Annotated in this window: 14 protein-coding genes and 1 pseudogene; 1 reads left to right on the forward strand and 14 read right to left on the reverse strand. The window is 38.8% G+C overall.

The window, feature by feature from the left end:
- Positions 1-83: 83 nt before the first annotated feature.
- From KFQ09_RS00670 to KFQ09_RS00700, 7 genes and pseudogenes are all read right to left on the reverse strand, one after another.
- Positions 84-464 carry a NucA/NucB deoxyribonuclease domain-containing protein gene (locus KFQ09_RS00670; RefSeq protein ID WP_230677017.1) on the reverse strand — a complete coding sequence of 127 codons (381 nt, stop codon included), beginning with the start codon at positions 462-464 and terminating at the stop codon, positions 84-86.
- 227 nt (positions 465-691) lie between these two features.
- Positions 692-2686, reverse strand: a complete 1995-nt coding sequence (locus tag KFQ09_RS00675; protein WP_255835937.1) for a glycosyltransferase family 39 protein — start codon at positions 2684-2686, stop codon at positions 692-694.
- A gap of 144 nt (positions 2687-2830) precedes the next feature.
- The gene (locus KFQ09_RS00680) at positions 2831-3739 is read right to left on the reverse strand and encodes a trypsin-like serine peptidase (RefSeq protein WP_217815802.1); all 909 of its coding nucleotides are present in this window, start codon (positions 3737-3739) and stop codon (positions 2831-2833) included.
- A 187-nt stretch (positions 3740-3926) separates the two neighbouring features.
- Positions 3927-7069, reverse strand: a pseudogene (locus KFQ09_RS00685) (bifunctional cytochrome P450/NADPH--P450 reductase).
- Between the two features lie 21 nt (positions 7070-7090).
- Positions 7091-7672: a TetR/AcrR family transcriptional regulator gene (locus tag KFQ09_RS00690; protein ID WP_017359589.1), complete on the reverse strand. Its 582-nt coding sequence runs from the start codon at positions 7670-7672 to the stop codon at positions 7091-7093.
- Positions 7673-7900: 228 nt separating this feature from the next.
- Entirely contained in the window at positions 7901-8611 is a 711-nt protein-coding gene (locus tag KFQ09_RS00695; protein ID WP_081114727.1) for a DUF421 domain-containing protein, read from the reverse strand.
- A 64-nt stretch (positions 8612-8675) separates the two neighbouring features.
- The gene (locus tag KFQ09_RS00700; RefSeq protein ID WP_144684272.1) at positions 8676-10892 is read right to left on the reverse strand and encodes an RNA ligase; all 2217 of its coding nucleotides are present in this window, start codon (positions 10890-10892) and stop codon (positions 8676-8678) included.
- 107 nt (positions 10893-10999) lie between these two features.
- Between KFQ09_RS00700 and KFQ09_RS00705 the strand changes: the two genes are divergently transcribed.
- Positions 11000-11155 (forward strand): hypothetical protein, encoded by a 156-nt coding sequence (locus tag KFQ09_RS00705; RefSeq protein WP_017359592.1) that lies wholly within the window; start codon positions 11000-11002, stop codon positions 11153-11155.
- A 49-nt stretch (positions 11156-11204) separates the two neighbouring features.
- Here KFQ09_RS00705 and KFQ09_RS00710 read toward each other — a convergent pair whose 3' ends face one another.
- The 7 genes from KFQ09_RS00710 to KFQ09_RS00735 all read right to left on the reverse strand — a co-directional run bounded on the left by KFQ09_RS00710 (position 11205) and on the right by KFQ09_RS00735 (position 20230).
- Positions 11205-12113, reverse strand: coding sequence for a DMT family transporter (locus KFQ09_RS00710; RefSeq protein WP_017359593.1), 909 nt, complete (start codon positions 12111-12113; stop codon positions 11205-11207).
- 329 nt (positions 12114-12442) lie between these two features.
- Complete coding sequence (locus KFQ09_RS00715; protein ID WP_046343613.1) at positions 12443-13165, reverse strand: LutC/YkgG family protein; 723 nt, start codon at positions 13163-13165, stop codon at positions 12443-12445.
- A complete protein-coding gene (locus KFQ09_RS00720; protein ID WP_255835938.1) occupies positions 13162-14586 on the reverse strand; it encodes a LutB/LldF family L-lactate oxidation iron-sulfur protein in 1425 nt (474 codons plus the stop codon). The genes KFQ09_RS00715 and KFQ09_RS00720 overlap by 4 nt, the downstream gene beginning before the upstream one ends.
- A 21-nt stretch (positions 14587-14607) precedes the next feature.
- On the reverse strand, positions 14608-15324 hold the full coding sequence (locus KFQ09_RS00725; protein ID WP_007499377.1) for a (Fe-S)-binding protein: 717 nt from the start codon (positions 15322-15324) through the stop codon (positions 14608-14610).
- A 212-nt stretch (positions 15325-15536) separates the two neighbouring features.
- The gene (locus tag KFQ09_RS00730; protein WP_048003394.1) at positions 15537-16277 is read right to left on the reverse strand and encodes an ABC transporter ATP-binding protein; all 741 of its coding nucleotides are present in this window, start codon (positions 16275-16277) and stop codon (positions 15537-15539) included.
- A gap of 1741 nt (positions 16278-18018) precedes the next feature.
- Positions 18019-18366 (reverse strand): stage II sporulation protein M, encoded by a 348-nt coding sequence (locus tag KFQ09_RS19505; protein ID WP_370648308.1) that lies wholly within the window; start codon positions 18364-18366, stop codon positions 18019-18021.
- Between the two features lie 265 nt (positions 18367-18631).
- The gene (locus tag KFQ09_RS00735) at positions 18632-20230 is read right to left on the reverse strand and encodes a M48 family metallopeptidase (RefSeq protein WP_048003391.1); all 1599 of its coding nucleotides are present in this window, start codon (positions 20228-20230) and stop codon (positions 18632-18634) included.
- Positions 20231-20255: the final 25 nt, after the last annotated feature.

Here is a 20255-nt window from a genome sequence, read left to right on the forward strand (position 1 = left end):
CCACTGAATCTTTTGTACCTGCTAGCTCGAATACGCTCCTGTTGAACAAAAAGAGCCCCTCTCAATGAGCCTCTTGTCTATGTTTATTTGACAATAAATAAAATTCGTTTCCCGTCAGGATACCCACTGATTTGATGCCCGACCCATGAACCAGCGCCTCTATTATCTGATGGACTGACATATTGAACGCTCGCCCCCTTTCCTCCTTCAAGACACACCGCCATCGGCCATTCATCCCGGTCAAAACCAGGTTTTGTGGGAATTCCTTTTAATGATTCTTGCCTGCGGGCATCTGCCCCATTTCGGTCAATGGTACACACATCTGAGTGTCCTTTTCGAATAGCTTCTTGAATATGACTGCCTGTTTCAGGATACCGTTCCTTAGGAAATTGAATCACATGATCATAACGATCTGCCCCTTTTGCGAAACGATCCTCTCCAAAACCACCTAATAACGCACCCATCCAAATGACAAAACAAAGAACGACAGCAGCGATCCAGCCTTTTCTCATCTTCAAAAGCTCGTGACCTCCTCATACTTTTGATGAAATGATGTTGACTTGAAGGGAATGAGTCATTTTTAATGTATGAGTGGCTGAGTGATGACATGTGAAAAACATGAGCTGAATCTTCCTAGATACTGATCCATAAGAAAAAACGAATGATCTCTTCATCATTCGCCTTGTTCTACTTAAGATATTTCATCTACTCTATATAATGTTTCGTTTTGTGAAGACATCTCGGACGGCATCCCCTCTTCAGCTGATGAGGATCGTTTATATTCTTCAGATAAGATGACTGTACCATGTGATTTAATCCAGCTAACCAATTTGCTGTTAGCTGATGACTGATTGTCTGGTAATAAAAAGTATTTCACCTTTCCTTGTTGAATAAGTGCTTTTAATTTGTTGACAGTCAAAATAGGATCTGTCCCATTAAAACCGCCTAAAGCCATGACATTCTCATCTTCATCAATGATATATGGCGCTGCGGTAACAGTCGTAAGCGTTGCAAATAAATACGTTTCACCTGTTTGATGAGCCTTTAAATAAGTGAGTAAGCCTTGATCGACACTAGATGTAAACATGTTTCCTCCTCGTGAACTAGCCAGCTGTACACCTGCCTCTGGAAGAACAGCATTTCCACCATATATGATTGGGGTGGCGGACCAAAAACCTGGAAACAGTAACAGCGTTGTCAAAGCAGTAATGAGCAGTCGTTTCATTATCAATTGTTTTTCTCTATACATCAGCAATAGGATAGCGATACTTGTTCCCGCAATCGCAATGGCATACATCCAAATACTACTGATTTGAGTCGTATAGTTACTCAAAATATACCCTTGGAAGATGGCTGTAACAGCGATTGCTGCTGGAAGCAAATACGCAGATACTCCTTTGTTTGCCTTAAATAACTCTTTCATCTTCTTAGCTCCTATGCCGCTTAGTGCTGCGATAGGCGGGGCAAGCATAATGAGATAGTAATGGTGAAAGAAACCCGCAATACTAAAGAATCCGGCAGCAGGAATCAGCCATGCTGTCCAAAACATCGTTTGTTTCCATTCATTTAATTGAGCTTTTCTCTCCTTCCACCAACTGATGATCATCCCTAAAAGCCCAAACAAAGCAAACGGCAGCATCCAGCTGATTTGACCTGACAATGCAGATTGAAATAAACGAAATACGCCGGGATTCCCAGTGCCATACATATTCATACTTTGTTGACCTACAGCACTTCCAGGCGGAGAACCACCACCTGGACCATGTTGAGGTGGCATCATTTGATTTTGGGATGGAGGCGGCTGATTTCTGTTTGACTGATCCTCTGACGAATCGCCTAATCCAGAATGATCTGGCATCACCATACCTGCTTGCTGGTTCATGTCTCCAAAGGATTTCCCTGTCGTCTGACCAAGCAGCCGTTCCGTGCCGTTATAACCAAAGGCAAGTTCTAACACTGAATTTGTTTGGCTGCTTCCCACATAAGGGCGCTCACTTTCAGCTGTCATATCTACAGCAACTGCCCACGATAGAGATAAGCAGACTAATACGACCATAGAGCATAAGAGAGAGAAAATTTTCTTTTTTAACGGTACGCGAGCAGCAATGAAATAGTAGAAAATAAATGCTGGAACGACCATAAACGCTTGCAGCATCTTCATATTAAATCCTACCGCTACCAAAGCGAAGGCAATAAGAAGCCAGCGCAACTTCCCTCTTTTTACAGCACGCATCAAGAAATACGTACCCGCAAGTAATGTGAAGACGAGCATACTGTCGATATTGTTCGTTCTGCTCACAGCTGCGGCAATTGGTGTGAGAGCCATAACGGCCGCTGACACCCTTGCAGCACCTTGACCGAAAGCCGGTTTTATCATGAGATAAAGAAGAAGAACAGACCCCACTCCAGCAAGCGCCTGCGGCAATATCACACTCCATGTATGAAAGCCAAAAATAAGTGCACTGATGGTTTGAATCCATAAAACGAAGGGTGGTTTATCAATTGATACGAATCCAGTTGCATCAAACGAGGCATAAAAAAAGTGATGGAAGCTTTTGGACATACTTTTGACTGCAGCTAAATAATATTGATTGGCACTGTCATTCTGCCAAATTTGATAAGTGTAGAGAAAAGCTGCAATCAATAAAATCAACAACAATATCATATCTATTTTTTTATTTTTCACTCATATCTCTTCTTTCTTTTTCATTTATTTCATTCAGCATAGCTTGTAAATATGAAATAGTGATGAACAAAAAAAGAAACTTTTCTGCATTTGACGATAAAAAAAGCCTGCCCCTGTAAAGGAAACAAGCTGATTGTTCTATTTTTATTGCACCTTCGCATAGTTGATAAATTCAACAAAGGCAGCAGTCGCTTTTGGTCCGCCGTTGATCGTTCCGTTTGAATAACCCGCATTATGGACCCCGACGATTTGTTGGTTCTGATCTAGCATCGCAGAGCCAGAGTTTCCGCTAAATGTATCGATCGTATAGTATGCGAGATTCGTATCTTCTCTCGTGACTGGACCTGACATTTCCCATTGTGACACTTTGCCAGTCGATCTCATTTTATCACCTGGATATCCAGAAATTTTAATCGTTGTACCTGTTAGATTTGTCACTTGACGAATAGAGCGGTAGCCGACCGTATTTCCAATGTTCGTATCTGTTTTAATGACGGCAAAATCATATTGACTCGCCCCCGTGTTGATATATCCGCTTGGTACATAGAATTCGGTCATGTTTGCTGAGCCGTTCACAGCCGTGCTGTCATTCATGCCTGGGTAGACAGACCCTTTTGCACTATAGCTTCTTGTGACTGTATTGTAGACGCAGTGTCCGTTTGTTAATATTTTGTTTGGAGCAATGAGTGTTCCAGTGCAGCTAGAACCGCCAAATGTAATATAAGCAATAGAATTATAGGGTGCTACTCTTGTATTCGTCACTTTTGTTCTACCATCGTCTCCAATGACTACTTTTGTTTGAAAGTCTTTTAAATATTTTGTGAGTGGTTTTACTTTTTCGCCAATAGTAGAAGAGAGATCATCCACTTTGTCAAAGGATGAGGGGGTTTTCGTATCGTTGTGGAAGTCAGCTGAAGAAATCACCTTTCCGTCAGAAGTCACCATGTCATAATCAGACGTAAGTACTGAATCAGATGCTGCATGGGCAAAACTAGGCACACTTAAAGCACCAAAAACGAGTAGAGAAGGGATTAATTTTTTCACCTTTTTCATCATATTCCTCCTTTATGTCCTATATCAAAAATGATACGATTGTTTCATATTGGAGTAAATGAGAGAATATTCTTATTTTTTACAAAATATTTCATTTGTAAATTAGGTGTTTCGTATCTTCCAAATATTTATTCTAGCGATCTCTCTATGAAAAAAGAAAAACCGCCATTTTGGCGGTTCAACATGATCAGCTCCATACATCTTTTACATATCTGTTGTCATTGGCTAGAGATGTCAGCCATTGTTCAGCTGTTTCTTTCGCACACTGTTTCTCAGTCTGATACAGTTCAATAAGTGTTGCCTCGACATCTGGTGCCATGACCTTTCCATCCCCGCAAATATACAGGTAGGCGCCTTTGTCGAGCAATTCAATGAGCTTGGCTCCATCATTTTTAATGAAGTGCTGGACATACACTTTTTGCTCCTCGTAGCGAGAGTAAGCACGGTGGATGGTGACGACTCCTTTTTGTTCTGCAAGCTGCATTTCGTCATAATACAGATCATCTTCATGCGGGTGGCGGCAGCCAAAATAAAGATGGGCTTCACCTAACGTCTTCCCTTCATTTTGCCATGTTTCCCTTGCCTGAATGAACCCTCTAAACGGGGCGATACCTGTTCCTGGTCCAATCATGATCATTGGTATTTCAGGAGAAGGCGGCAATCCGAATCCTGCTTGAGCTTCATGAAGGAAGCAGGCCACTTCATCTCCTTCTTGCAGTCCGCATAAATAGTTTGAAGCGACACCTGCGTATTCACCGCGTCCGCTCCATGATTTTCCTTTCACAACAGCTACTGTGATACTAAGCCTCTTTTCATCCACCTTTGGCGAACTGGAGATCGAGTAATAACGAGGCTTCAATCCTGGTAAAAGGGCTAAAAAATGAGCAAATGGCAGTTCACATGCTTCGTATTGTTCTAGTAAATCAAGCATGGTCACACGCTTCTTTAATATAGCTTCTTGATAAATTTCTCCCGCCATTTGTTCAAGTTCAATACGATGAGGTGGGCATACCGTATATTTTGCAAGATCTCTTAGCTGAGTACGTGTCACAGGCTCTTGTAGCTCTACATGTGACGCCAGCAATTCTCCGACTTGAATTGGCTGATTTAATGGTAAATGACTTGCTTCTTTTTCCGAAGAGAGTATCATGTGCTGCTTGGGATCCAGCTTAAAACGATCGGTCACTCGCTGAACGAGTGTTGCACTATTTTTTGGCACGATTCCGATATGATCTCCTTCTTTATAGTGCTTGCCTTCAGGTAATTGAAGTTCGATATGCCTTGTTTGGCGGGTACTTTTTTCAGATTGTAATTCTTGATTTTTCAATACAACAGCTGAAAAGGCACCGTATGTTTTAGCTACAGGACGTTCCACTAGTTCATTCGTATATGCAATGGATAGGTTTGGCTTTTCTTGGCGTTTCTCCTGCAAGGTTAAATTGAATTCTTTTGCAAGCTCATCGAAGACTGTCTTCTGGAATGTTTCTTTATCTTCATCCATATCACCGCCCGCATCGCCTTCACCAATATCCGTTACACGCTTCGCCCCTTTTCTTTCAAGTGCTTCATCAATCAGACGAGGAATACGCTGATATGTGCTCGCCCAATTTCGATCTCCGCACCCAAAGACTGCAAATGTCACGTTTGATAGATCCTGCTCCTCATCTTGCGTCACCCAATCCACAAACTGTTTCGCATGGTCAGGCGGATGACCGTTGTATGAAGCCGTTACAATTAAAACTGCGCCTGACTCTGGTAACTTTCGAGTATAATCATCAAGCGGTGCCGTTGTCACGTCAAACCCTTTTGCTTTCCCGTCTTCAGCAAATTCGTTTGCCATCTGCTTTGCTGTGCCCAGATTTGATCCGTACAAGACCAATAGCGGTGTTCCATGACTCGCTATTTTTGCTTCAGCAGATGCCGTGCTTTTTGTTGGTTCTTCTTTCGGAGGCGCCATAAAGAATTGCTGCTTTCTTGGCCGCACTTTGATTTTAAAATCATTCGGCTTAATGGTCAGAGATTCTTTTAAATCCAGTTCATACGACGTATGGTCAATCAGTTCAAGGTTGTGCAGAACCATCGCCAGAACCATCGTGGCTTCATGAAGGGCAAATTGCATCCCAATACATGCACGCTGGCCATTTCCGAACGGTTTATAGGCATGCTGTGGAATCTTTTCAGGATGCATAAAACGTTCAGGCTTGAATTCTTCTGCATCCTCCCCCCAAACCGCTTGATCCCGATGTAATTTAGGAAGCAGCACATTGACACTTTGGTTTTTTTGGATCGGATATTTTCCTCCAATGACTGTATCCTCTTTCGCATAAAGAGAGAACGTAGGCGCCGTCGGCCAGAGGCGAAGTGCTTCATTTAAGACCATACGCGTATAACTTAGTTTTTGAACCTGCTTAAATGTCGGCAGTCCGCCTTGTAGCACGTTGTCTGCTTCTTGTACGGCTTTTTTTAATTTGTCTGGATTCTTTAGTAAAAAATAAATCGCAAATGACAACAATCCACTTGTTGTTTCATGACCTGCTATTAAGAAGGTAATGATTTGATAACGGATATTTTCATCCGACAGGCGTTCACCTGTTTCAGGATCCTTTGCATGTAGCATGAGAGATAGTAAATCATTGCCCGTTTTATCTTGTTTTTTCCGTTCTTGAATAATGTCATCTACTAATTGCTTCATAAAATCAACATCTTGTTCAAATTCTTTTCTTCTTTTGATCATTAATTTATCTGCGACCGGCAATCTGCTTGCTTGATCCATCGCTTCATTTAAACCATTCAGCATGCTTTCAATAAATGGATGTTGATTTTCTTTATAAAAGCTGTTAAATCGAAAATCAAAACCGCATAGCCCGATCGTATCTAAAGTGAGCTTTGTCATATCTTCTGCTACTTCAATTTCTTCATCACGGCCCGTTCTTTGCCATTTTTGTACAAGCTGTGTGGCAATATCGAGCATCATCTCATGATAGCCCTTCATGGCCTGCTGGCTAAACGCCGGCATCAAGATGTGATGAGCCTTTCTCCAATTCGGCTCTTCTGTCCAACTTGTGAATAACCCATCCCTGAAAATGTTCTCACTTTATTGAGACTGCTTCCAATGAATTTATCAAAACGCCTCTCATCAAATACTTCTTTAGCAAGTTCATGGCTGGAAACAAAAATACTTGTTGCTTTTGAAAATTCAAACTGAAAGATCGGCCCTAATTCATCTGCCAGCCGCCAAAAGGTTTGAGAAAGCTCTCCTTTTTTGATATGAGGAATATTTTTTAAAGGTCCGTATGTTTTTGGTTTTGGAATGATTGATGTTTGTTGCATGTGCCCACTCCCTTTATTTCTTTATGATGCAACGCTAATGGCACGCCATAAGCATTGCTCAATATCTTCTAAAAATTCAATCGTTGGTTCAATTTCCTCTGCTAGAATCTGTTTATGAAGCTGAACGAACGCTCCAAATACAATGGATAAAATCGTTCTCCCTGAAAGATTTGGATGAATTCCATCCTTTTTGCCTTCTTCAAAAATATGAAATAGCTCATTTAATAGCTGCTGCATCTTCTCTTTACTTTTCTCATCTAAATAGTGTGAGCGTTTGTCAATTTCTAAGAAGTACAGACCACTTGGATTCTCTTTTGTAAAGAGCACTAAGCAATAAAAGACATGTTTGAAATAAGCCCTAATGCTTGCTTTAGGGTCTGGACTGTTTGTATTCACCTTGTCGATAAATGCAGTCAGGCTTCGCTGGTATAAAATGTTCACAAGAGCCTCTTTACTATCAAAATAACGATAAATGGTTCCTGCTCCAACATTGGCTCTTTTCGAAATCATCGGCATCGTTGTACCGTCAAAACCCCGTTCAATAAATAAGTCCAGAGAAGCCTTCATAATCTGCTCCTGTTTATCAGTAGTTGCTGCGGGCATTTCATCCTCTCCTTTCGTTTTATCAGGAATGAATATTCATTCCGCTTGGTGTATATTATATTAATATTTTAAATTCTTCTATTTATACTTAAACACACTTATTTTTCTCCGTCACTACATTTTCTGAAAATAATAATAATTGAGAAATGATACCTAGATAGATGACATCCAAACGACTTATAAATATTGGCAGTTCTGTGACGCGCGGGTGTCGTCTGAACTATATGTTCATTCTTGGTCAATTGGAGAATGGATGTGATCGTCATATGTATCAATATATAAACTGCCATTACTTGAACGAACCGCATAAACAATGTCTTTTAAAGACAGCTGCCTTTTTTGAATTTCTTCATATATCCACTGCTCCGTTAATTGGTTTTCATGAAGGTTTTTCAAAATGAGCTTTCCGTCCATAATGACTTCAATGGGCATGTAACGCTCTGCATGCATCCACAGGTTAAGATCTTTTCGCGTGACATAATCAAATGAAGGGTATTTTTTCACTGACATATGCCCATCTGTTTCAATCATTGCAAATTCAACTTCACTAATGTCAAACACATTCTTTTCTCTGAGCTGTTGATTTAAATAATCAAGTGTATACCTCATTCCTTTCATATTCTCTTCAAGGATTTTGCCATTTTGAATCACAAGCGTTGGTTTACCGGCCATAAAACCTCTCACCTTCCGGCTTCTTAAAGCAAGTAAAGAAATCACATAAATAATGATCACAAGTGTCACAAAAGAAATGGTTGTGTGATGAAGCGGAAGCGTAGTATTAAACGCCAAGTTCGCCGCAATTGAACCTAGACTGATCGCCGCAATGAAATCAAAAATATTCATTTGTGCAATGGTTTGCTTTCCAAGAAGACGGGCACCGCCGAATAAAATAGCAAAAGCAAATATGGTTCGAAGTATGACTTCAATATGATCTGGCATTTCAGCTTCCACCTTTCGATTTCATGAAAAAAAGCCTTTTCTCTAGAAAAGACTCTTTGTTATACTATGCATTTATTCCGTCATTATTCAAATGGCCCGCTTCCGTTTGCTCAAATTGTGAACGCAGCTCAATGATTGAGCTGTTTCTCACGTTTACTGGATCTTGCTCGAGTAGCCATGTATAAAATCTTGCTTGCTCTGCTGTTTGCAAAGCCTGCATATATTTTTGGGTGGAGCGCTTATCTGCAACACGCTGTTTAATGGATCGCATTTGCTTCCAAAATTGATAATAAGGAAGCTTTAACTTGGTCATAAAGCCGCTATTATCCTCAATGACATAGCCTTCTTCTTTGATTGTGTCATCATGTGATACAGATTGATACCATTTATAGAAAGAGGTCCAATCATGAAACACTGCCACTTGCTGTTTGCACCGCATGCCAAGCTGTTCACTGAGCCTTTTCACTTCAGCAAATGGTTCTTTTTCATAGCTCAGCTGACGCTTCACGATATCAAGTAAAATGAGTTGATCATGATCATATGTGATAATATGCGGGTCTTTCTCTGGCAAAATGACTTCAAATACAAGGGATACATGGTTGTCACGTACGTATGATTTGATGTAATCGACCTGCACATCGTCAAAGGTCGCATAAAATAGCTCTTCGACCCAAGCAGCATGCTGATTTTGCTTCACATGTGACGTATACGATTTGGACGTAAACACCAGCTCATCTTTTATTTCGTTAAACCCAACCGTGCCTAAGTATCCATTTGCTTTATCATAGACCGTCACAGGAAATTGAAGATGATTCACTAAATGCTGCATTCTTGTTTCAGGACGTTCATCAATATTAAAGAACTTATTATAACTTCTAGACACAATCTGCTTTGAAGTCATATTGATAAACAACCCTCTTGCTTTGACATTTATTTCATCCCATTGTCTTTCACTAAATGCTTTTTTGGTGAAATTAAAAGATGAAATATCGTGTGGCAGCTTTAATTCCTGTACATATTCATGCTGATCTAAATGGGCTAAAAAATCATCCAGCGTCAAATTGGGCTGAACAAAGACCGGTTGCTTGTTTTCAGAAGCTCTGTAGACAGGATTGTCAATTTCATGTGTCTCAATCCCGCCTGCTGTGATTTTTAACACCCGCAGCTGTCCACCAAATTCAACCTGACCTTCGAGATTATAAGATCTTTCCGCCGCTTGGATAGGCAGTCTATATAAATTGCGATGACCGTGAATTTGAATGATATCTAATCCAGAAGTATTTTGCACAAATAAGTGGTCAATGTCATCTGAATATTCACCTACTCCGTGAATAAGCTGCTGCGCTGAGACATGCAGAAGCTCTTCTGGCAAATGGGCAAGCCCACCATGGGTGACAAGAAATGTCTGACCATGATACGTAAAATAGGTGAGCTGATGAAATGTTCTGACAAACTTCCTTAATTCTTTTAGGTCAAAACCTGCTTCCGCAATTTCAGGCGCAGTATGACGGTTAAACATATTACTTCTCACTTTTTCTTCATGTGCATATTTGTAAAGATGCTGATCATGATTTCCTTCAATGACGATCACATTGCGGCATTCTCTATGTGCCAGCATCCATTCTAAAACTTCCTTGTTTTCTATTCCTCTATCAAGCAAATCACCTGCAAAGATATAAAGCTCGTTTTCTTTCAAGTCTCCTTGCAAATAAGTATTTAGAGCTGTGTAACAGCCGTGAATATCACCGAAGACGTGAATGGCCTCATACTGATCAAAAGACCTGGGCTGATACGTCATAATGGCTGGATATTCCTCAGGCGTCAAAACGGTTACCCATGAAGGCACCTTCTCTGTCTTTAACCGTTCATTCATTTGATATAACACAGATTCCTTCACTACTTTGTGCGGCTCTCGACCGCGATTTTGCAGCAGGGCTGTTGCAAGAGGCACTTGCGTAAAATCGACGACATACACTCTGTAGCGATATGAAGTAGCTAATGATTTATACTGCGAAATGGACTTACTTGTGACATGTGTTGCATCAATGACAGTAAAGTCTCCTCGTTCCATTCGGGCTGTGAGGAGTTCAAATAATAAAGACCAGACTTTATGATCATGTTTGCTTGAAATTTCCGGCTTCCCATTGACTGATAACTGCGGAGGCTGGGTTAACAGACGGATCTGATCCGCTGATAATGTATATGGTTCTAAGCCTTGTTCTTTGATCCAAGTTGATTTACCTGCACCTGGGAGACCTCGTAAAAGGACTAAAGTTCTCATAATGGTTCTCCTTTAATGAGTGATATTTTACCTATTATAGATAAATTATGGATAAATCTCAATCTTTTATTGATGATGGTAATATATAGATATAAGGAGGGTTACACATGCCTAAAGAAGCGAATACTGCATTCAACATTGGGGATATCGTATTTCAAGTATTTTCTCTTCTATTCATTGCATTGATCGTGACCATCGTTGTCATCGCGATTCGAATGATAAGAAGAAAACAAGTGGAATTGAAGAAAGTCGAGGCTAGATGAAACAAAGTAATTGAAAAAAATCATTTAAAAGAGTAAAAAAATCCGGGAGTTAGCCGGATTTTTGTGTTTTCATTACGATCCCTTGTCGCTGCTGCATCAAAAAGAAAAAGACACCTAAAAGGACAAGAAGACCACCGAACATTTGCAGCAGCGTGACTTTCTCTCCAAGCAGTAAAACAGCGAGTATCGTTGCCCCAACAGGTTCTCCTAGAATACTCATTGAAATAGTTGTCGCATTCACATAGGTTAACAGCCAGTTATTAATCACATGGGACATGGTAGGGATAATGGCGAGCAGTAAAAAAATCCCCCATTCTTTACCCGAATAGCCTACAAAAGGCGTTTGCTGTATAAGGTTAAATAAAATTAAAAAAAGGCCGGCAAAACCAAATACACAAAAACTATAAATCCAATGAGATATCTTTCTCACAGCTTGTTGACCGATTAATAAATAACAAACAACAGCGATTACACTGAAAAAGGATAAAATGTCTCCTATAATGGCGTCTTGGTTATGTCCAATATCCCCCCATCCAATCATGAGCGCACCAACAATCGCCGCACACATTGTGAAAATGGCTGACTTCGTTGTTCGTTCACGAAAAATGAGAAATCCGCCTAATAATGACACCATCGGCTGAAGTGCAATGATGATTGTAGAGCTCGCCACTGTGGTGAGCTTCAATGAGCCGAACCACAAAACAAAATGGAGCCCTAAAAAGAAACCTGACATACATAAGAAAAACCAGTCTCTCCGCTTTAACGAGACAAACTCTTTTTGACGCGGCAGAATAAACGGAAGCATCAAAACCGCCGCAAATATCATTCGATACATACTTAAAATAGCAGCAGGCGCACTTGACCACTTCACAATAATGGCCGAAAACGAAATCGCAATGATGGAGATCACAAGCGGCACCGCAATCGACTTCTTTGGAGCATTTGTCTTCATTTCCATTAGCAGCTTCCTTTACATCAGCAGTAGATGAGCTTCTCATCTTGTATGACGTCATCTTACTATGACTATTCGCCTAGAGGCAAGATGAATTTTAAGAATGTTTACATAAAAAAGGCTTTCTTCACGAAAGCCCAGATTGTTGACAAAGGGCTAAAATGAACTTTATTTTAGCCCTTTGTCTTCTTTTCAGCGTGATAGAAAACCTTTGCAGCCCTAGGAAGGACGAGCATCGGCGCGGAGCGAATTTAACATTCGTGAGCACCGAAGCGCAGGACTGACACCGAATGCGAGGGTTTGTCTACACGCTGAAGCTTTCTTCACGAAAGCCCTTATTCATCATCTATTAATACATAAACAGCCCGCACCGGCCCATGAACACCAACGACTAAATTCATTTCAATATCGGCAGAATTACTTGGACCTGATATAAAATGAATGGCACCTTTCGTCTGCTCTCCTTCTTCTACTAGGCGATGAAGAGCTGAAACAGCATGAATCATCCGCGGGACAATTGTGCTTTTTTCAATACATACGATATACATCATCGGTAAAAAATGAAGTGCTCTCCCTTGACCTTGATGGGAGGAAAGAACAACGGTTCCGGATTCTGCAAGTGTGTAATCGCTGAATACCACTGCATATTTCGCTTGTTCTGCCTGCCTTATATTTTCTTCTCTTGATGTATCTGCATTCCAGCTAGTAACTGAGATTCCTTCTTTCCGCAAGGCTTGAAACATAGGATGACATTCATATTGTGCAAAACGTCTATCGCTCGAAGTCATCACAGGACCTTCTCCATACTCTTTCATCAATAATCGTAACGTTGAGGGTGCTTCTTTTGGCGTTGTTTCTACCACTCTCGTATGAATTTGCTGACATTGCACCTTCAATTGCTCTACCAATTCTTCTTTCGACAGACCTTCATTTGTTTCCCAATTGACTCGATGCTTCCAAACCGGACGCCGAATAGATGCAGGCTTGGAGGGGCTTTTGCCTAATTGTTGCTGGATATGTGCTAAAAATGGATCTCGATGAGAAATGGTTCCTTTCATTGCCGCTCCTCCTTTTGTTTCTTTTTAAACCAATCCCGAAACCTTTCTTTGCTTGGCGCTGGGAGGTCACGAATTTCTGTCCAATTCTTTAAAGGACCCGCACCTTTTGAAATCTGTCCGTTTGAAGCCATACGTTTCAAGAGCACAGGGGCTGCTTTTGTTCCAAATCGATACATTCTAGGAGTGGATGCGCCCATTCCGAACATTTTCATTGCCATCATTTCCGCTTTAGGCGCTCTCCCCTCTTTTTCAACGATGACTTGTCGATGTTTGATTAATAATTCGTGAAGTGGAATTTTCACTGGACAAGCATCTGTACAGGCTGCGCACAAACTTGAGGCGAAAGGAAGCTCTTGGTAGTCGTCATATCCTCCAAGTAGCGGCGAAAGAACAGCACCAATCGGACCCGGGTAAATTGATCCGTACGAATGACCGCCAACATGCCGATAAACGGGGCACACATTGATACAGGCTGCACACCGAATACATTGCAAAACTGGCTGAAATTCCGTCCCTAATATATTTGACCGTCCGTTATCCACAATGACCAAATGAAACTCTTCTGGTCCATCGACCTCTCCTTCTCCTTTTGGTCCCACGACAGAAATATAGCTTGTTAACTTTTGACCGACTGCGCTTCTGCACAATAGACCGACAAGGACATCGAGCTCCTCCATCGTTGGTACAAGCCGCTCCATCCCCATGACTGCGATATGTGTCTTTGGAATGGACGTGACAAGATCCGCATTTCCTTCATTCGTCACAAGACAAATCGATCCTGTGTCAGCCACAGCAAAGTTACAGCCCGTCACACCAATATCTGCTTGAAGAAATTTTTCTCGTAACAAAGCTCTTACAAATTTGGTCATTTCTTCAGGAGTCTCTGACATATCATATCCAAGCTTTTCATGAAAAACTTCCCGTATTTGTTCTTTCGTCATATGAAGGGCTGGTGCCACGATATGTGAAGGTGGTTCATGGTCATCAACTTGAAGAATATATTCTCCAAGATCGCTTTCAACTACCTCGCAGCCAATCTCTTCTAGCGCTTCATTCATTTCAATTTCTTCTGTGACCATTGATTTTGATTTCACGATTTTTTTTGCTGCTTTTTTTTGTGCTACATCTTGAATGTACGCCGATGCCTCTTCCTTTGTTTTTGCAAAAAACACATGACCTCCACGTCTACTCACGTTCTCACTTAATTGATATAAGTAGTCATCAAGATGGGCAAGTGTATGCTGCCTGATGTCCTCTCCAAGTTCACGCCACTTTTCCCAGTTTCCAAGCTCTTCACTTGCGGTCATCCGCCTTTTATACAGACGCTCCTGTGCTGAGGAAACAGCTCCTCTCATCACAGCGTCTTCTAATCCTTCGCCGATCCGCTCTTTAAAAGCCTTCTCTCCAATTTTCATACTCATGTGCCGTTCCCCCTCTTAGCTTCAGCGGCTATTCAACACTTCTGCGATATGCATCACTTTAACTGGCTTATGAAGACGATTCAGCCTTCCTCCGATATTGAGCAGACATCCACAGTCAGCACCGATGATATATTCAGCGCCTGCCTCCTCTATGCTTTGTACTTTTTCATCAACCATCTGCTCAGAAATGGGTGTCATTTTGATTGAAAAAGTTCCTCCAAATCCGCAGCAATTTTCAGCGCGAGGCAATGGTTCCATCACCAAATCTTTGACATTTGACAACAGTGTGAAAGGCGCTTCCTTAATTCTAAGCAGTCTCGTCATATGGCAGGAGGTATGATAGGTGGCTTTTCCTTTCAAACTCGCTCCTACATCTGTTACATGTAATATATCAACAATAAATTCCGTTAATTCATATGTTTTCGCAGCAAGTGCCTGAGCACGGGCGAACCACGCTCGGTCTTCTTTAAAAAGATGCGGATATTCTAAAAACATGGCCTTACAAGAACCTGATGGTGTGACGACATATTCAGCTGATTCAAAGGCTTTCATCATATTTTTGGCCGCTTTGATTGTTTCTTTTGTATAGCCGCTGTTAAAGGCAGGCTGCCCGCAACACACTTGTGCTTCAGGGAATTCTACTTCAACACCGAGCCGCTCTAATACCTCAACAGTCGCCTTTCCTACATGTGGCTGCATCGTGTCAATTAAACAGGTGACAAATAAACTGACTCTCATCGGCGAACTTCCTTTCTTTTGCTGCACCTTGATTTATGTCTGGTCATCTGATGACTAAATAATGGACCTTCATTTCATTTTAATCCCAAATTTCTGAAATTTCAACGAACGGATTTGTCTAAAATCTGGACTTATGGCTCGTGTGACTAAATGAAAAAACACCCTATGAAAAGGGCGTTTTGATGTTTATTTTATGTGATTTCTCAAACCAATCACTCTTTAAAATTACTATAAGAATGTGTCAACATATGAAAAACTTCTTCTAAACTATGAGTATTTTCATTCATTTGACTGTCTTGTAATCTTATTTCCTCCAAGCTACCGGTGGCAATACAATTTCCTTTTTCAATTATTACTAGTCTGTCACATAACTTTTCTGCTACTTCAAGTATATGAGTACTGAAGATTATGGAGTTTCCTTTATTAGTAAAGGCTTTTAAATAATCTTTAATCGCCTTTATGCTTTCTGGATCTAATCCTGTAAATGGTTCATCCATAATTAAAAGAACCGGATTATGAACTAAGGCACCCATTAATATAATTTTTTGACGCATACCTTTTGAATAGGTTTTGATTAAGAAATCAATTTTTCTTTCAAGAAAGAGTAGTTGGGACAGTTCGGAAATAAAAAGATCAATTTGATTAGAAGGAACTCCTCTTAATTCACCCATGAAGGTTACGTATTCCCTACCTGTTAAATAATCATAGGGACTTAAATCATCAAATACACAGCCAATCTGTGACTTAAATTCATTAGGATCCTCAACTTCATATAAACTTACAAATCCGCTGTCAGGTTTCATTAATCCTGATAATATAGATAAAGTTGTCGTTTTACCCGCACCGTTTGAACCCAATAAGCCTAAAATTTCACCAGAACTTATGTGGAAACTTATTTTTTTAATCGCAGGTATATTGTCATATGACTTTGAAATATTCACTACATTTAACATATAATCATCCTTACTCACTAAATTCACTTAAAGATGCGAAGTTTTTAAATTCCGAATTAGTTAATTTTTTACAGCATAAATGAAAGAGTATTGAGCTAATCATAAATGCCATGCATGCAAATAATATTACGGTTAACAAAGAATTTTTGGAGAGCATGATGATTAAACTCCCAATGATAATAAATAAACTCGACAAAAATTTACTCATGATACTGGACCTTGTACTAGGCAAATCCAGATAGGTTTCTCTTCCATAATTCGGGAAGGTAATACTGGAGACTAGAGCAATCAGTATTGTAACAACCGTAGTTAATAGATTTAAAGGAAGAATTAATAAGAAATTGACGTGAAATACTAAACAGGTTGCTGAACTAACAATAATTGAAAAAGGCAGTGCAACTCCTAACAAACTAAGCACCTTCGCTAAGCAAATTTCTTCTACTCTCACAGGAGTAAGTAAAAGGTAAACGAAACTTTTACCTTCAAAATCGGGCGAAAATCTATTAAAGAGTCTATGGATTACCATGACGGCTCCTGAAAGATGGAGAATAGCAAAGATCGATAAATGATTTTCCTCTATAAAAGAAATATTTTTGGAGGCTAAAAGATAATAAGGTATAAATATCAATATGTATTGAAAGGTAATTAATAAAAATGTTTGATTAAATCTATACATCTGGATTCTTTGAAAATGTTTATAATCTTTTTCAACAATTTTCCTTGTTAAAAATGAAATAAATTTAAGGTATTTTAGAACCATAGGCAATCTGGACAAATACAAGTTAAATAAACTGTTTCTTATCTCTGTTCCAGAGACATTGGAATTATTCCGCTGAAAAAAAACAATATATGTATAGACTTCTAAATGTTTTAAAGATTTACCCATTAACAAACAAATACAAATCCCTATAAAAAGGGAGATAGAGAGAATTGTCCATTTATCACTTATAAAATGAAATGGGTTAAAGAATACTAGTAAAGACTGGATAATATAATGGTTGTAAATTAATAAGTATTTTTCCCTCACCAAGCTACTAGGTATATATTCAACAAAAGGAAAAAGAACAGAAAAAAAGAGTATAATTATTATTATTTTTGTGAAAAAAAGAAACAGGCTATAATTCAATCCAATTCTTTTACTTACTTTAGCAGAAATTATTTTCATCACTATATAGATTTTTAACGTTGCTACAATTAATATTATAGGAGTTATAAAAAGAAATAAAAATATCCCAGTTGCTAAACTAAGGTTCAGCTTTGTGGCTATGTGAATGAAAAAGAGCACGAATATTACGAAGAGTAGTAAACGTTTAAATAATTCCCGCCCAATTAACTTACTGAGTATTATTTTATTAACAGATGGAACAATAGAAGATAGTAACTTAAAGTCTTTAAGATCTAACATACGGTACACATTAGAATAAACATTGCTAGTCAGAATGAACAATATTATTAATGAAAATAGTCTATAGGCCCATTCATTTTGCTCTTTTCTAGTTAATGGTTCTAAATTCTCAAGCATAAATTCAACTGTATAAGAAGTAAAAAAATTAACAATAGTCAAAGTAACAGCGATGATGATACTTCCTACTAGAAATGGGAGATAAACACTATGCATTCCCCATTTTTATGGTTATACAAAAATCTGTTTAAGATACTTCTAAATTTATATTTGTTAATCAAATAAATTTCTCTCATATCCATCTACCTCTAAACATCAAAATGATATTTAAAACTATCTTCATATATTTAGGAGTATCAATCCTTCAATCAATGACGCTGCGAATAAAAAAATAATATACATAGTAAGTAAGACAACCATATCTATTAAGTCCTGCTTCTGTATAAATTTCCGATTTCCACGAATGGATTCAATCGTTATTTCAGCAGGTTTTATAGCAAATGCAGTGACTAGAGCTATAGCAATCATCTCAAAAATCCCATGAAATATTGTGAATTTAATTACAGTTGAAATTGACATTGTTTGAGAGATGCTATAGATGGATACTCCAAGTAAATATCCTTGTAAGGAAACATATATTATTGATAAAAAACCGAGTGAAAAAACCCCAATTAACGCTGGCAGCAAGATAATGAAATTATGCGAAAAAATTGAGAAGCAAACAGCAAAAACATCATTCTCACTATCACTAATCCTTCCTCCAAATAACTAAGGGGAATGGTAGTCGCGTTCATATCATTGTTAATCGATAAAAATAATACAGTACCGAAAAAGCTAATAAAAACAACTAATAAAGCTAGCTTCAATACCCGAAAATTTCTCTTTATAAATAGTTTTAGCCAATTATAATTGGAGTGGTACAGTTTAATCTTCATATAATCACCTTGTTGACTCAATTGGTTTTCTTTATGTTCTCAATTCTTTTTTCAAAAGAGGGGTGACTTTCACGCCATTCAGACTTTCTTCCATAATCTCCATCTTCTTCTTCAATAAGACTGCTTAATTTAATCAAAGTATTGAGATACAGTGTTTTATTCTCAAGATGGGCAACAGCAAAGTTATCAGCCTGAATCTCAAATAACCGGCTGATTTTCTTTGGCAACCATTCCGTAATAAAGATCATGAGAATTACTCCTACTGGGAAAATAAGAACATATTGCCACCATCCGTTAGCAAGCATCACCTGTCTGGCATAATACATACTGATGCCCATAAATAATGTTACGATCAAAGTTAGAAACATGGTATAATGCGCATGTTTTAACTTCGCATGACCCATTTCATGGTATAAGATGGCGCGAATTTCATCTTTTTCAAACTTATCTAACAACCCTTCTGTCACATACACATCGACTCTTCTTTTAAATGGGAGTTTAAAAGAATATATCCAGGCATTCACATCCTGTTTAGAGTCTTTTTTGACCCAAATATTTACCTTTTGGTTTGTCTTATTTTCAATATCCTTGCGAATATTCATGAATGCTTCCGTATTTAAAAGTTCATATTTGTTTATTATTTTTTGAATGATTGAGTAACCAAAAATAAATAATATGATTAGGGCGAAGTACCAGCCACAAAATAGAAAAAGGTTATCCATGATCTTCGCTTGAAATGACAAAGGAAGTAATAAATATGATCCGAAATATAGCAAAGATAATGTGGCAGCACCTAACAAAACCACTTGCTCCCTAACATTCATTAAGAACGAATTTCCTGACGCGCCTTCATTTTCTTCTAAATCTTCAGACGTATCTTTTGTAGTATACTCAAATGAATAAGCTGTCAATAAAATTGACAGGAAACTAGGTACAAGTATAGAGAGAATAATGCTTAATACATAAGAGCCTGTTATTGATAGCACATATCCCATTAAGAAATAATAATTTAATCCCAAGGGAAGAAAAATGGCTAAAACAAAGGGAATAAATAATGTGAATAGGTTTTTCATAGATTCATGAAGATTAAAAAATAAAAATAACATAGCTGGAAAAAGAATTCCCATTAAGGTTATTAATATAATAAATGTGGTATTATGCTTAAAACCTGTTTTGACCTTAGTAGTTTCTGTTAAATTCGTTAGGTTGTATTTAGAGAAAAAAGGATTTTGCGATACCTGTTCCATCTTGATTTTATCATCATGAATAGGTACAAAACCTCTTCTTAGAAAAACTGTTGCCTTATCTTTCATTAATTTGTTAGTTTCAATTTTGCTAATTCCATCCCTAGATGGAATCTCCGTGAAATGTATTTGCTTTCCCCCCAATTGAAAGGCTGCTTCTGATCGATCTTTGGAGTGACCTTTTTGATAGGTTAATAAAAAATCCCCCTGATAAAGGGAATGGGAGATCAATACTTTTGGATTGTTATCTTTGTTCGAATCAAGTAGAACAAATGGAGAAACAACTGCTGAACGGATACCAACTTCAATCAAAATGACTATTATTGTAATAATGCTTGCAACAAAAAAAGAAAGTGAGGCTTTTCGTAACATTTCATCACATCCTACTAACTGATTA

The organism is Bacillus sp. FS02 (genome assembly GCF_024398395.1).
Lineage (GTDB): Bacteria > Bacillota > Bacilli > Bacillales > Bacillaceae > Bacillus > Bacillus altitudinis.